Here is a 13,932-nt window from a genome sequence, read left to right as displayed (position 1 = left end):
GAGGCGGCATTATAGAGATGTTCATCACATTGGCAAGTGTTTATTAAAGAAAGATGCAAAAATAACGATTACATGGCGAATAAACACTCAAAGCCTTATTTGTGCAAGTTTAACTACAGAGTACTTACAAAATAACCACAGACTTATCCACAATTGCTCTGATTTTCATCCTAGAAAACAAAAAAGCTGCCTCATCGCAGCTTTTTAAATGGCAACGAGTCTAAATCCCAGAACCATATTGCTCTCCATCATCTTCATGGAGACCACATTCGCGTTTCAACCCATTAAAACGAGTTTCCTCTTCAGTCATACCCGGTTCCCACTTCTTAGTTGTATGTGTATCTCCAACAGAAAGGTAACCCTGCTCTCGAAGCGGGTGATAACCGAGACCATGCTCTTCTAGGTAATAGTGAACATCTTTATTCGTCCAATCGATTACCGGCAAAAATTTAAACACACCATTTTGGATAGATAAGATTGGCAAATTTGCACGCGATTGAGATTGCTCTCTTCTTAAACCGGAAAACCATGTCCCAGCCTCGAGCTCATCCAACGCTCTTCTCATCGGTTCAACTTTATTAAGCTTGTTGTACTTCTCTATCCCTTCTATACCTTGATCCCAAAGTTTTCCATATTGCGCTTCTTGCCAATTAGGGCTCTGTTGGGCGCGAAAGACTTGAAGGTTTAGAGTCAACTTCTGACTTAACTCATCAATAAAGCGATAGGTCTCCGGAAATAGATACCCTGTGTCAGTCAAAATAACCGGAATATCTGGTTTTGCTTGGGTCACTAGGTGCAACATCAATGCTGCTTGGATTCCGAAACTAGAAGACACAACATGTGTCCCTTCTAAATTATCTAAAGCCCACTTAACTCTTTCTAATGCGGTTAGCTGCTCTAACTCTGCGTTGATTTGTCCAAGACGAAGTATTTGCTCCGTCTTAGTCAATGCGAGTAGCTCTGCTAACTTCAATTTTGAAGCGACAGAATTATGCATGCAGATCCCTCTTGGAAATGATCACCTCTTCGATGATGCCAGCTCGGATTGTAAAATCACCGAACCCTTCTTTGTCGTTGCGTTCTGTAGCCCAACGTCCCACCAGCGAATCAATCTCTTCTAAGATCTGAGCTGATGTGATGTTCTCTTTATACATCTTAGGGATACGAGTTCCGGCCTTGTTGCCACCTAGGTGCATGTTGTAACGCCCCGGAGCCTTACCCACTAAACCAAGTTCAGCCAACATTGCACGACCACAACCGTTTGGACAACCTGTGATTCGAAGGATGATGTTATCTTCTTCTGGTAATCCATGTTTTTTCAGAATGTCTTCAACATCCGTTACAAACTCAGGAAGAAAGCGCTCAGCTTCTGCCATTGCTAAAGGACATGTTGGGAAAGCCACACACGCCATTGAGTTTTTACGTTGCTCTGAAACAGCATCATCCATCAAGCCATATTGACGCGCCAGTTTTTCAATCTTGGCCTTTTGACTCGTCGACACACCCGCAACAATTAGGTTTTGGTTTGCAGTCATGCGGAAGTCACCTTTGTGGATCTTCGCTATTTCAGCAACACCTGTTTTCAGAGCTTTACCCGGAAAATCAAGTAAACGACCATTCTCGATAAATAACGCCAAGTGGTGCTTACCATCAATGCCTTCCGCCCAACCAATGCGATCACCACGGCCAGTAAACTCATAAGGACGGCTTTCAGAAAATTCTACGCCTGCACGCTTTTCTACTTCTGCTTTGAATACATCAATACCAACACGGTCTAGTGTGTATTTGGTTTTTGCATTCTTACGGTTTGAACGGTTACCCCAGTCACGCTGAGTCGTTACCACCGCCGCTGCTACATCTAACGTTTTATCTAATGGCACAAAACCAAAGTCGTCAGCTTTACGTGCATAAGTAGAGGTATCACCATGTGTCATAGCAAGACCGCCACCGACTAACACATTAAAGCCCACCAGCTTTCCGTCTTCAGCAATAGCAACAAAGTTAAGATCGTTAGCATGGACGTCCACATCATTTTGCGGAGGAATGACAACCGTCGTCTTGAACTTACGCGGTAGGTAGTTGCTACCAAGGATAGGTTCTTCATCCGTTGTTTCTAGTTTTTCACCATCTAACCAGATTTCTGCATAAGCACGAGTCTTCGGTAATAGATGTTCACTGATCTTTTTCGCCCACTCGTAAGCTTCTTGATGAAGTTCAGATTCAACCGGGTTTGTCGTACATAGAACATTTCGGTTTACATCACCCGCTGTCGCAATTGAATCAATGCCAATGCTATTTAGCGTTTGGTGCATCAACTTAATGTTCGGCTTCAACACACCATGGAACTGAAACGTTTGACGAGTTGTGAGACGAATTGAACCGTAAGAGGTACTTTCGTCTGCGAACTTATCAATCGCCAACCACTGCTTAGGGGTAATGATGCCACCAGGCATACGAGCACGAAGCATGACGTTATGTAACGGTTCGAGCTTTTGTTTGGTACGTTCGTTACGAATATCACGGTCGTCTTGTTGATACATACCGTGGAAACGAATCAACTGAAAGTTATCAGCAGTAAAGCCACCTGTTATGCGGTCTTGGAGATCTTGTTCAATCGTACCGCGTAGGTTATTACTTTCACGCTTAAGACGCTCATTGTCAGCCAAAGGTCCAAGTACTTGACCTAGCACTTCTTGCTCTATTACTTGCTTGCTCATTAGTACACATCCCTTTGGTAACGTTTCGCTTTACGTAAATCATTAATATATTGTTCAGCTTGCTCGCGGCTCTGGTTGCCATGCTTTTCCGCTATCGAAACTAACGCTTCATGAACATCTTTAGCCATTCGAGTCGCATCGCCACAGACATAGAGGTACGCGCCCTCTTGCAGCCATTGCCACACCTGCTCTGCTTGTTCGATTAAACGGTCCTGAACATAAACCTTTTCTTTTTGGTCACGGCTAAAGGCAACATCGAGCTTAGTTAGCGCGCCAGACTTGAGGTACTTTTGCCATTCAACTTGGTATAAGAAATCTTGAGTAAAGGTACGGTCACCAAAGAACAACCAGCTTTTTCCTTCAGCATCATTGTTTTCACGCTCTTGAACAAAACTGCGGAACGGTGCGATACCGGTACCCGGGCCGACCATGATGATTGGTGTATTGTCGTCTTGTGGTAATTTGAAGTTATTGTTGTTCTCAACAAACACCTTCACTTCACCACCCTCTTCAAGACGTTGAGCTAAGAAGCTAGAAGCTCCGCCTAAACGAGACTCTTCGCCTTTTTGGTATTCAACCAAACCAACCGTCAAGTGAACTTCTTCATCTACTTCTGCTTGGCTTGATGCAATAGAATAGAGACGCGGTGTCAGCTTACGTAACAGGCCAATTAACTCATCAGCCGATAGCTTAGTTTTCTTCTCAGCTAAAACATCGACAACTTGAGTATTACCCGCGTATTCACGAAGCTTGTCTTTATCTTCCACCAGCTTGATTAACTTCTTGCTGCCCGATAACTCAGCAAACTTAGTCACAAGTTGAGGGTTTGAAGTGGTAATCTCAAATTTACTCACTAGCGCACTATGGATAGATAGATTCTCACCATCGACATCGACACTTTCGATACCCGATAACCCAACCTTAGAAAGAATCTGATTTGCGAGTTCTGAACTGTTTTCATACCATACGCCTAGCGCATCGCCGGGTTGGTAGGTAATGCCCGACTCATCAAGATCAATCTCGATATGACGAACATCTTTGCCCGAATCACGACCGGTGATCTTTTGACTGGTTAATAGTGTCGCGGTGTATGGGTTTTGTTTGGTGTATTGCGAATGACCGGCGGCCGCTTGACCGACTGGTAATTGAACCACATCGGCTTCAGTGCCTGTCGATAGCGTCTCTTTTACTTGCTCTAATGCTTTAGCGCGCCATTCCGTTGCTGACTCTTCGTAATCAACATCACAATCAAGGCGATCGACAAACGATTTCGCACCAAGCTTAGCGAGGAAGTTATCGAAGTCTTTAGCCGTTTGGCAGAAGAACTCATAGCTTGAGTCACCTAAACCAATCACACCGTATTGTAGGTTTGATAATTTTGGCGCTTTCTTCGATTGAAGGAATTCATGCAACTCAATCGCGTTATCAGGGGCTTCGCCCTCACCATTGGTTGAAGCGACGAAAATGACGTGTGTCTCTTTGGCTAAGTTCTTACCTTTATAATCACTCGCATCGAAAAGCTCGACGGCGATACCTAAGGCTTTTGCTTCTGCCTCGAGCGATTCAGCGACGCCTTTAGCATTACCGGTTTGAGAAGCGAAGATAATGCTGAGCTTACCCGCTGGCTTAGCCGCTACTGCAGCGGCCGCTTGAGCGATTGGCGCAGCAGCACCGACAGGCTGAGCTTGGCTCACTCCCCAAAGGTAACCACTGACCCATGCCAGTTGCTGTGAAGACAGTTCAGAAACAGTTTGCTGAAGATGACCCAATTGTTGGTCATTAAGTGGTGCTGCTAGCCCAGGTAACTCATTAGCCCCAGACTGTGCATTATTATTTTGTGAAGACTCTTTCTTATTTAAAGACATGGTCACGACATCCCTAATCATTGCGTGACGATAGATTAACCACTCCTTTTAATAACAAGAAAGAATAGAAAAGTATGTTTTATAACTTTTTGGAAGTAAAAACCGATTGAAACGCAAATTGACTTACTGGTTTTCAATACGCACTTGCTGAAAGCCAACCGCCATTGCCGATTTAGATGCTAGGTCTAAATCCGCGTAATGGCACTCTTCACCATGAACATCAGTAAGCAGAACAAAGCCACCTCCCATATGGCGAAACTCCACAACCCAAGACCCTTCTTGAATTGAGGGCTCTATGATAGCTTCAACTAACAGGTTTTCTCTATATAAATTTCGTAATTCATTGAGTGTCATATTCCATCCCTTGCTTTGACCTCACTACATAGACCTTATAAGAATAGACGCAAATTGGCTCTCTGTATTAAGGATGGTCGAAAGTGATGAATGTGCTAACTAATTCCAGAAAGATATATACTCAAGTAACCAATAGATATAAAAAACGCCACTTAATAAAGTGGCGTTCTTAAAATTCGCTCTAAATTTGCTTTATATGGCCTAGAAGCGCACTTCAGCACCAGCAAACCAGCCATCGACCATAACAAAGCTCTTACCTAGTTCTGAGCTAAAGAACTCATCCGAATCTAAATCGATAACACGGTAACCACCACGCAGGGCAATTTCAGATTCTGATACAGGGATTCGGTACTGAACACCCGCCATCAAGTCAGTGCTCTTAATACCACTGCTATCACCGAACTCCATCGTACCAATGATATCGAAGTTGGTGTCCGGCACATTGATCTCTGCGTTACCGTAGAAGCTCCACGTGAACTCATCAAACGTCGATGTTTTCGCACCTGTTGCTTTTGGTTCAATGTAATTCGAGTTTGAGTATTGAGTAAACGTCACACCCGCATCGAAGTTCATCAGCTTGTGATCTAACAACGTGTAATAGAAGGTGTAATCGTACTTATCGAAAGCCAATGAATCTGCATCAACAGAAGTATAGCGAAAGCTAGCGTTTGGTAGCATCGGGGCATTATGCTCAAATGCGAAATACAACGAAGGTGAGTTAGAGTCATCATCTTGTCTAACTTCGTTTAGCTTTGTACTTCCCCACCACATATCGGCACCGACTTTAGCCGTGTAAGAAAACTCTTCTTCAGCAGACACTGCCGAGCTTAAAGATAGCATTCCCACTAAAGCAATTAATGGCATTTTATTCATTTGAGATAGCTCCAATTCCATATCGTTGTGCTAATTGTATGCACATTCATAGATTATTGGGGAAAATTCTACCACACATCTTAAATTCCAAAACGATAAACCGCTGACGAGTAAAGATTTGACGGCACGATGACCTTAGTAACGTCTCTGGTTAGAACTGTGTACAAAATTTTTGAAAAACCACACACCGATTGCAATCACGATCAACCAAGGCAGTAACTTAAACACGACGCCCATCATACCTAAGACCAACATGACTAATAACGCCACTCCGGTTGCAGCCAATACCGTCATAAACGTAATACCAGTGACAAGTAGAGTCGCAACGAAAATAAGAACAAATATTAATTCAAACATAATGGTCTCCCTAATGAGTTAATGACCTATCTTTCCTACTTTCTAACATTGCAGCTTCCATACCAAGTGTGCCAAACCAATAAAACCCTTATTTATCAGATAAATAAAAAGCCACACATCTTCATGCGTGGCTTTTCAGAAACTTACAGTGGTAAATTTAGCCTCTAGTGGCGAATTTAACCTTAAGTTTTTAACTTAGAGGGAGCTTAAACATTTAGCTCTTTAGGGATCTTAGCCAATGCTGTTTGCATCACTTCAATACCTGCACCTTTCTTATGTGCGTTTTCACTGATGTAGCGACGCCATTGTCTTGCACCAGGCATGCTTTGAAACAAACCAAGCATGTGACGAGAGATGTGGCCTAAACTTGCGCCATTTGAAAGTTCACGCTCGATGTACGGGTACATCTCTTCGACAACCTGTGAGCGCTTCTTAATTGGTGTGTCTAAACCAAAGATCTGTTGATCAACTTCAGCCAAAATAAATGGGCTATGGTAAGCCTCACGACCAATCATCACACCATCAAGGTGTTGCAAGTGCTCCTTAGTTTGCTCAAGAGTCGTAATGCCACCATTCACGGCAATCACCAGATCAGAGAAATCTTTCTTGATTTGGTATGCACGATCGTAATCTAGCGGTGGGATCTCACGGTTCTCTTTCGGGCTAAGGCCACTCAACCACGCTTTACGCGCGTGAATAGTAAATTGCTCACAGCCACCTTTTTCAGAAACCGTCGAAACAAACTTAGTTAGAAACTCATAAGAGTCTTGGTCATCGATACCGATACGCGTTTTCACGGTAATTGGAATATCAGTGACTTCTTTCATCGCTGAAACACAATCTGCCACCAACTCGGGCTCAGCCATCAAGCATGCACCAAATCGACCATTCTGAACTCGGTCTGAAGGGCAACCTACGTTAAGATTCACTTCATCATAACCGCGTTCACCAGCAAGCTTGGCACAAGCCGCCAGATCAACCGGGTTTGAACCACCGAGTTGAAGTGCAAGAGGATGTTCTTGCTCGTTATATTCTAGAAAGTCGCCCTTACCATGTAAGATCGCGCCCGTTGTTACCATTTCCGTGTACAGAAGAGTCTGCTGAGAAAGCAAACGGTGAAAGTAACGACAGTGGCGGTCAGTCCAATCGAGCATGGGTGCAACGGATAAGCGGTTAGCCGCGTATTTACTAGTATTGTCAGGTTTCATAAGGTGTTACTCGAAATCTATATACTGCATATATATACAGCAATTTGCTAGAATTGCCCCAAACTCACCCTTTCAGTACGCATATAGTACGTATCGATGGAGTAGGACGAATGGCATCATTTAGCATTAAAAAAAGAACACTAAAAAGCGGTGAATCACGCTTCACAGTGGACATTGTAGTCAAAAAGAATTCGGCGATTATACACAGGGAATCGAAAACATTCAGGAAAAAAGAACTCGCTAGAACCTATGCAAACAAGCGGGTTCTTGAGCTAGAAAACCCTGACGAATCCGGACAGAAATCCGTACAGTTGTACGTACTTCTGGACAAGTTTATGGAAGAGCCTGATTTATGGGATAAAACAGGACGAACGAAGCAATACGTAATTAAGCTTCTTCGTGACTGTGACATATCCAAGGTTGAAAGCGACAAGCTAAAAACTAGCGACTTAATCCAACACTGTAAAAATAGAAAAGGTGGAGGAGCTGGCGGTGCAACGGTCTATCACGATGTTGCTTACCTCCGTTCTGTGATGAAAAAAGCAAAACCTGTGCTCAATATCGCGGCCAACTTTCAGATATTTGATGAAGCAATTCCGGTTCTCATTGATATGGCACTAATAGGTAAAAGCCAGAAACGAACACGTCGCCCAACTTCTGAAGAACTGAAACTCTTAAAGCTTGGATTAGAACAACGTGAGTCTTTCCGGCCAAACGGCACAACTCGAATCCCATTCACTGACATTCTAGAATTCAGCATTCTTACTTGTATGCGAATTGGTGAAGTCTGCAAGCTGCGTTGGGAAGACCTCAACCAAGAACATAAAACGATACTCGTTAGAGACAGGAAAGACCCAAGGAAGAAAGAAGGTAATCATATGATTGTGCCGTTGCTTGGCGATTCATTTGAGATCGCACTGAAACAACCAGACAAAGGCGAACTCATTTTCCCGTACAACTCACGAAGTGTTAGCGCAGGCTTCCAAAGGGTGAGAAACGAATTAGGTATTGAGGATTTGAGGTATCACGACTTGCGAAGAGAGGGAGCAAGTCGGTTGTTTGAGAAAGGGTACTCTATTGAAGAAGTAGCCCAAGTTACGGGACATAGAAACTTGAACATTTTATGGCAGGTTTATACGCAGTTGTTTCCGCACAAACTACACGACAAGGTTTAGTAATAAACCTTTTAACTCAGACATCTATAACAATTTAATTCTCTAACCTACGATGTGTGTGCATTTGAATAGGCTATGATAATCTTGTTATCTATTTGATGACTTTGGTGACTATATGCTTTGGTTTGTCCCTCTTAATATTCTACTGTTTTACCTTACAAAGTATCCAAGAAGAACCCTTAACCAAAATACCTTTTACTTCACATACAATACCAGTTTGAAGGAAAGTGGGGGAACCAAGCTTGTAAAAAAATAATCATTAGAGCTCTGAAGCCTTTCTTGGTTAGAGATTACTCAAACAACCTCAGTTTATATTGCTTTTGTAACTCGCTTCTGGCTCTTATTGTCTTGGATTTATCTTCAGTATTGGAAAGCCTATTCATCTCGGTAAATGCAGCATGTATCTTTCATTACCTAGTTTTGGCCGTACCCAATGAAAAAAATAAAGTTGCTTCACTTAGAAAACTGTATCCCATAATGCAACGATTTAAGGATAACGATGACGAGCTGTATTCAATGCTTGGTTATCAATCAAGAAGTGTGGACTTAAACGATTTCCATACAAACGACCTTGAGAGGCTTAAAGCTAAGCTAATTCTTCGAATGGACGAGTTAGTGGGAGGTAGCCGCCCACATTACATATATACCTGGGGTAGTTTGTATATATCAGAGGTCAACAGTAATGCTCGTTTCTCACAAGTCTGGGACTCGATAGTACAACTTGATGGTAACTTCTTTAAGTTAGTGAAAGAGGCAGATTTGACGCTTTTTCCAAGTTTGACGATTGCAATAGAGCACTTCTATCAGCAGCATAGTTTTCTAACTACAGCAGAGCTCAGTAAAACAAAGCCAGAAGTCCATTATCGGGGGTATTTGGTAGCTAGACAAAATGTAATAGCGGAATATATCAACACCGCAGCTAACTACACTCACGGGCATGAGCATCGTTTCATGAACTTTAAAGGAATGTAACTTCACGCTAGTAGCTATTAAAAAGCCCTATGAATTAGGGCTTTTACTTTCAAGTCGTGTCAAACGCTCATCCATCTTTTCCATCATCAAGCGCAGCCACTTAACATCGGTTTTGAGTGTGATGCCTACACCAACCCCGCTAGATAGAGCACTCACAACGGCAACAATTATTGTTTGATACTCTGCCATTACTTGAACTCATTGCGTAGGGTTTCCCATAGGCCAAATACTATTGGAGCACTCACGCCAATAATGCCACCGAATTGAACACCGTCTGCCGATACGCTCGCGGTGATAAGTTCAGGGTGACCAGCTACCAAAGCAGCTCCCGCGCCAAGTAACGCTAAACCCTTTTTAGTGGAAGGAGCAGATCATTTTCTTCTGTTCACTTTCTATGACGCGGACTTAAATAACCAACTTTTCAAGTTCGATTCGGTGAGAGGCTTTTCCTTTACTGTGCTTTACCCATAAACGCTTTGGTTGGTATCCATTGGCACGGACCTCAACATCATAATTACCCTCTGGCAATCGCATACCGGCTTGGTACCTAGGCTTAATATTCATTATTCGAACCTTAAAACCCGGTTGGTTCTGTGCATTTGAATTGATGTACATAGGAAACTCCGTTTGGGCTTCATTATTGTTTTTAGCTGAACTCACCGGTTCGCTCTCAGCACGCTGAGTTAAATAACGAGCAAAAACACCATCCAACTCCGCTACCGAATGCTCCAAAGAGGTAGAAAACCCATCAGTAATACGCATACTTTTGTCTATTTGAGCGCCAAGTGGATGAATCAACGGTTGAGTATGTATCACCCAACGAACGGCATAAGAAGCCGACGGAGATAGTGTGTCACTGACTTGCTCTAAGAAAAAGCCAATCGTTGAGTCCGTTTGAGTGTACTTGGATGAAAATACATTCACAGGCACAACAAGAATAACGAATATGACGATAAACGAGCTGCCTATATTCAGAGCCTTGCTCTTCAAGTTCGGTGCTGGCCGTGGTTTATGGTAATTCATCAACACGATAAATTTTCCTGGCAGCTTAAACACCGTTAGGACAACGAGAAATAGCGATAGTCCCATTGATATTGGCGGCACAATGATAGAACGCAATGCCGCTTTGCCTTGTTCAGCATAAGGGCCATCATCAGCAAACTGAGCGCGTGACGCCTCAATATAACCTAGCCAATAATCTCTCTCACGCCTCACATTTGGAACAATAACCTGTTGGTAAAATTGCTTATTATTCCACGTCGCCATCATGGGCTCGACGTAATAACGTTCGCCCATACGATTCTTTATTTGTTGCTGAACTTCGGCTACTTTTTGAAAATCATTCCAAGATAAGTTCGGTTCAATGTCGTAACCCCGCTGCTTTGCCTCGGCATGCCAACGAGCTTTGGTGTCCTTCATAACTTTGTTTCTGACTGCATTTTTAAACACGCTAATTTGGTTTATTTGCCAATTGGAGTCTAAATGGATCCCCTTTCGATGAACTTGAGTACGAACCTTACTTGCTGTTGTAGAGTGGGAGCGAAACTCCGACATAGAGTCGATTCCCATAGGATAACCGGTCTCTTTTAAGAACTGTTTTTGCCACACTGCCAGTATTCGTGGTGTGTAATGAGCGACACTATTGGTATACGTTTTATCTTGAATGGCTTCTCCAGCTTGCCCTGTCGCCTGCTCAATACCGGCTTGGATAACTGATAAGCCTAGAGAACCGAATGCTTCCCCCCAAGATGTTTCACCTTTCGTTCGTCGAAAGGTTTTCTCTAACCAATAATCCATCGGTTGGTGGGGAATCGAGTTATCTTTTAATAAGCGTTCATAGCGATCTTCAATGCGGCTGATACAATTGGCTCTTGAGCTTCCTTTGCGTTTATAACAGCGTTCTTTATCATCAAATAGGTCAAAAATAGGTTGTGCAACTCTTTGTGCTCTCGCCTCTGCTCGCGTTAAATAGGCCTTACTCGCCTGTTGATAATCACGATACCCCGTCGCGACGGTAGACTCGACCTCTTCCCACGCTTGATTGGCCTTTTGATGGCGAGACTCTACCGTCTGATTATACGCCCCAACATGTTTTTGATATTGATGCCACGATTGCTGAACTTCACTCCGTAATACTTTATAGTTCGCATAGTGCTCATCGAAATTGGCGTTTGCTCGATTTTGAATATAACGATCCAAAATTTGAACTTTCTTATCATCAATATGACTTAAGAATGCATCATTGCTGTAAACCAACCCACCGATCAAAGCGAGAAAAGTCATTTCTGACGACTCGGTACTCGCCTCTGAGTTATAAGGGATCCCTTCGATATTAATCGCATTCATCGCTAAACTAGATCGCAGTACAGAGGAAAAGAAAGCCTCCTGTCTCTGCTTTGCACTACTCGGTTCAATCAACCATTTATCTATTACCGCCTTTTGACCAAAAAAAACCGTTGGCCAAACCAAAGCTGTAATCACGACCAACGATGAAATAGCGCGAAACTTCGTCGTGGTCAGCCATCCTTTAAGTAGAAAATCCGCAACAATTAAAGTCACCCCGATCCCTGAGATGGTTCGGCCAAATAGCTCCGTTTTATGTAATTGAGCATCACTAACATCGATTCCACCCGCAATTTCAACCAACTTGGCGTTGAAAGCGACTTCAGGAAAAAGATAAAGAAGTGAACAAAAAAACAACAAAACAGCCAACCATTTCGGCTTCTTATTATTTGTGGTTATTACGTCCTGGCTAGGAACTGGTTTCATCTTAACGCTTCCATAATTTGTCTATCCCTGTTCTCATCAAACATCATTTTTCTGTCGGCATCGAAATGCTGATCGCATCGTTACTTAAATTTAAATCTTCATCTTGAATATCAAACAGCACTGCTGGCTTCGCGCTCTGCGTTGTTTGCGTTCTTTTTTTCACACCTTTCACGCTAGCAGGCTTGGAATATGACACACTCCTAATGAGACCTCGGTTAGTGATGTAATGGCCATCTTTGAGGTAATCTATTTGTTCATAGAGTCGGTGAAAATCAGCGTCATTGGGTAGGCCAGCAACGGTTTCGCCTGCTAACGTTGTGGGTTGGTAGCCATTTGATTGAACGACAAGCTGTGGAGCAAGCTGCTGACAAATAGAGAACTTACTGGTATCCATGATCGCCTCATCTGGCAGAGGTCGACCTGCCTTAGCTAACGAGACCAATTGATCTTGGTGGTAATCCGTTCCGTTAATCGTATAAGTCACCACCTTCATGCCTTGCGCTTTCGCACGGCTGTAAATTGTCGCATATTGTCGGTAACTTCTTATATCAACATGTAATCCACTATTGGGGCCAAGTATTCGTTTTACCGTTTTAGCGGAATGTTTGGGCTTATGCTTACGATAACGCCCCTCCATAGCAAAGGCGCGATCGATATTCTTTTTATTTTTCTGATAATAATCATCAGAACCCATGCCTCGTTTTGCATCCCGCTTAAACTGAGCAACCGACGCCGAATGAGGCTCCCATACATACCCAAGATAAACACTTGAATTGATTTCCCGCATTTTTTTCAGAACGTCCATATCCATTGATGAATAAAAATAGTTTCTATAGGGGAGACTTTGTCTGGCCATTTCGTCGAGTTTAAACAAATCTTCCATGGAGCCATCTGATGTTTTTATTTCAATATTAAGGGGTTGTTCAATCGTTGCGTAATGGTACCAATCATTCACGGCTTCATTGAAATAAGCGGGACGATACCCATCTAATGTTCCGTCAGGGCTCCTTCCACTCAGAGAGTTCCACTCACTACTCTTCATACGACTCACGCGATATCGCTTACCATCACTACGAGCGGTTGCTCTTCCTGTTTCTATGTCGTGATGTACAACCCAATCTTTATCACGCGTCAGCATCACATCAATTTCTGCTCCATCAAAACCACTTACCGCCGCCATTTGAATCGCATTACGAGAGTTTTCAGCATAATTAGAGCTGCCACGGTGGGCGATAACATCAATAGGGCACTGTCCTTTGATGTAAGAGATATCCCCTCCCATGGTTTGATAAAGATTGCGCGATTTTAACGCCAACTGCATATCACGAAACATTTCTCGCCCCTCTGCTGAGTTATGATTCGAGATTAGTTTTGCATCTGCAGGTAATCCAAGCCCTCGCTCCAAGGTTGGTTGTGGTGGTGTTACTTTATCTGTAGATGAACATCCCTGAATAAGAGCAATAGTAGTGACAAGCAGCCCTCTTGAAAGCGTGGTTACACGTGAAGGTGGTGAAAACATGAGATCCTTATCCGTTGGTAGCTTATATGTGACATAACTGGGTTTCACACGCTGAGCACGACAAAGTCGGCCTCCAAGCACGGAGACCGCAAAGTGCTAATATATGATGACTCCAACCATTGA

The 13,932-nt window shown here is 43.2% G+C and carries 14 protein-coding genes; 3 read left to right on the top strand and 11 right to left on the bottom strand.

Annotation, left to right across the window (positions count from 1 at the left end):
- The coding region (locus tag AB4138_RS13120) for a hypothetical protein (RefSeq protein ID WP_372306275.1) at window positions 1-208 on the top strand (208 nt) is incomplete at its 5' end.
- A gap of 12 nt (window positions 209-220) precedes the next feature.
- On the opposite strand, the gene AB4138_RS13115 is transcribed toward AB4138_RS13120, so the two are convergent.
- From AB4138_RS13115 to dusA, 7 genes are all read right to left on the bottom strand, one after another.
- Window positions 221-997, bottom strand: coding sequence for a phosphoadenylyl-sulfate reductase (locus AB4138_RS13115; RefSeq protein WP_017059954.1), 777 nt, complete (start codon window positions 995-997; stop codon window positions 221-223).
- Complete coding sequence (cysI, locus tag AB4138_RS13110) at window positions 990-2,717, bottom strand: assimilatory sulfite reductase (NADPH) hemoprotein subunit (protein ID WP_372306271.1); 1,728 nt, start codon at window positions 2,715-2,717, stop codon at window positions 990-992. The genes AB4138_RS13115 and cysI overlap by 8 nt, the downstream gene beginning before the upstream one ends.
- On the bottom strand, window positions 2,717-4,582 hold the full coding sequence (locus AB4138_RS13105; protein WP_102394623.1) for an assimilatory sulfite reductase (NADPH) flavoprotein subunit: 1,866 nt from the start codon (window positions 4,580-4,582) through the stop codon (window positions 2,717-2,719). Before AB4138_RS13105 ends, cysI begins: the two co-directional genes overlap by 1 nt.
- 123 nt (window positions 4,583-4,705) lie before the next feature.
- Window positions 4,706-4,936, bottom strand: coding sequence for a hypothetical protein (locus tag AB4138_RS13100; protein ID WP_004735813.1), 231 nt, complete (start codon window positions 4,934-4,936; stop codon window positions 4,706-4,708).
- A 201-nt stretch (window positions 4,937-5,137) separates the two neighbouring features.
- Complete coding sequence (locus tag AB4138_RS13095) at window positions 5,138-5,809, bottom strand: TIGR04219 family outer membrane beta-barrel protein (RefSeq protein ID WP_017059951.1); 672 nt, start codon at window positions 5,807-5,809, stop codon at window positions 5,138-5,140.
- Between the two features lie 135 nt (window positions 5,810-5,944).
- Window positions 5,945-6,166, bottom strand: coding sequence for an envelope stress response protein PspG (pspG, locus tag AB4138_RS13090; RefSeq protein WP_017059950.1), 222 nt, complete (start codon window positions 6,164-6,166; stop codon window positions 5,945-5,947).
- A 206-nt stretch (window positions 6,167-6,372) separates the two neighbouring features.
- Window positions 6,373-7,374, bottom strand: a complete 1,002-nt coding sequence (gene dusA, locus AB4138_RS13085; RefSeq protein ID WP_017069030.1) for a tRNA dihydrouridine(20/20a) synthase DusA — start codon at window positions 7,372-7,374, stop codon at window positions 6,373-6,375.
- A 110-nt stretch (window positions 7,375-7,484) separates the two neighbouring features.
- Between dusA and AB4138_RS13080 the strand changes: the two genes are divergently transcribed.
- Both AB4138_RS13080 and AB4138_RS13075 read left to right on the top strand, forming a co-directional pair.
- Window positions 7,485-8,549 carry a site-specific integrase gene (locus AB4138_RS13080; protein ID WP_372306268.1) on the top strand — a complete coding sequence of 355 codons (1,065 nt, stop codon included), beginning with the start codon at window positions 7,485-7,487 and terminating at the stop codon, window positions 8,547-8,549.
- A gap of 348 nt (window positions 8,550-8,897) precedes the next feature.
- Entirely contained in the window at window positions 8,898-9,521 is a 624-nt protein-coding gene (locus tag AB4138_RS13075) for a hypothetical protein (protein ID WP_372306265.1), read from the top strand.
- Window positions 9,522-9,548: 27 nt separating this feature from the next.
- Here AB4138_RS13075 and AB4138_RS13070 read toward each other — a convergent pair whose 3' ends face one another.
- The 4 genes from AB4138_RS13070 to AB4138_RS13055 all read right to left on the bottom strand — a co-directional run bounded on the left by AB4138_RS13070 (window position 9,549) and on the right by AB4138_RS13055 (window position 13,809).
- Window positions 9,549-9,710 (bottom strand): hypothetical protein, encoded by a 162-nt coding sequence (locus AB4138_RS13070; RefSeq protein WP_172837676.1) that lies wholly within the window; start codon window positions 9,708-9,710, stop codon window positions 9,549-9,551.
- Window positions 9,710-9,841 (bottom strand): hypothetical protein, encoded by a 132-nt coding sequence (locus AB4138_RS13065; protein WP_346763020.1) that lies wholly within the window; start codon window positions 9,839-9,841, stop codon window positions 9,710-9,712. The genes AB4138_RS13070 and AB4138_RS13065 overlap by 1 nt, the downstream gene beginning before the upstream one ends.
- Before the next feature lie 85 nt (window positions 9,842-9,926).
- Window positions 9,927-12,290: a hypothetical protein gene (locus AB4138_RS13060; protein WP_017059945.1), complete on the bottom strand. Its 2,364-nt coding sequence runs from the start codon at window positions 12,288-12,290 to the stop codon at window positions 9,927-9,929.
- 43 nt (window positions 12,291-12,333) lie between these two features.
- A complete protein-coding gene (locus tag AB4138_RS13055; protein WP_017065767.1) occupies window positions 12,334-13,809 on the bottom strand; it encodes a glycerophosphodiester phosphodiesterase in 1,476 nt (491 codons plus the stop codon).
- Between the last annotated feature and the right edge of the window lie 123 nt (window positions 13,810-13,932).

The sequence above is a fragment of the Vibrio sp. 10N.286.52.C3 genome (genome assembly GCF_041468865.1).
GTDB classification, from domain to species: domain Bacteria; phylum Pseudomonadota; class Gammaproteobacteria; order Enterobacterales; family Vibrionaceae; genus Vibrio; species Vibrio crassostreae_C.
Note: the sequence above shows the minus strand (reverse complement) of the source record. Positions and strands in the feature narration are given on the sequence as shown.

Bases quoted from the DNA above. Each gene is read 5' to 3' on its own strand.
- AB4138_RS13115 (WP_017059954.1), bottom strand. From the start codon at position 997: ATGCATAATTCTGTCGCTTCAAAATTGAAGTTAGCAGAGCTACTCGCA.
- cysI (WP_372306271.1), bottom strand. From the start codon at position 2,717: ATGAGCAAGCAAGTAATAGAGCAAGAAGTGCTAGGTCAAGTACTTGGA.
- AB4138_RS13105 (WP_102394623.1), bottom strand. From the start codon at position 4,582: ATGTCTTTAAATAAGAAAGAGTCTTCACAAAATAATAATGCACAGTCT.
- AB4138_RS13100 (WP_004735813.1), bottom strand. From the start codon at position 4,936: ATGACACTCAATGAATTACGAAATTTATATAGAGAAAACCTGTTAGTT.
- AB4138_RS13095 (WP_017059951.1), bottom strand. From the start codon at position 5,809: ATGAATAAAATGCCATTAATTGCTTTAGTGGGAATGCTATCTTTAAGC.
- pspG (WP_017059950.1), bottom strand. From the start codon at position 6,166: ATGTTTGAATTAATATTTGTTCTTATTTTCGTTGCGACTCTACTTGTC.
- dusA (WP_017069030.1), bottom strand. From the start codon at position 7,374: ATGAAACCTGACAATACTAGTAAATACGCGGCTAACCGCTTATCCGTT.
- AB4138_RS13080 (WP_372306268.1), top strand. From the start codon at position 7,485: ATGGCATCATTTAGCATTAAAAAAAGAACACTAAAAAGCGGTGAATCA.
- AB4138_RS13070 (WP_172837676.1), bottom strand. From the start codon at position 9,710: ATGGCAGAGTATCAAACAATAATTGTTGCCGTTGTGAGTGCTCTATCT.
- AB4138_RS13060 (WP_017059945.1), bottom strand. From the start codon at position 12,290: ATGAAACCAGTTCCTAGCCAGGACGTAATAACCACAAATAATAAGAAG.
- AB4138_RS13055 (WP_017065767.1), bottom strand. From the start codon at position 13,809: ATGTTTTCACCACCTTCACGTGTAACCACGCTTTCAAGAGGGCTGCTT.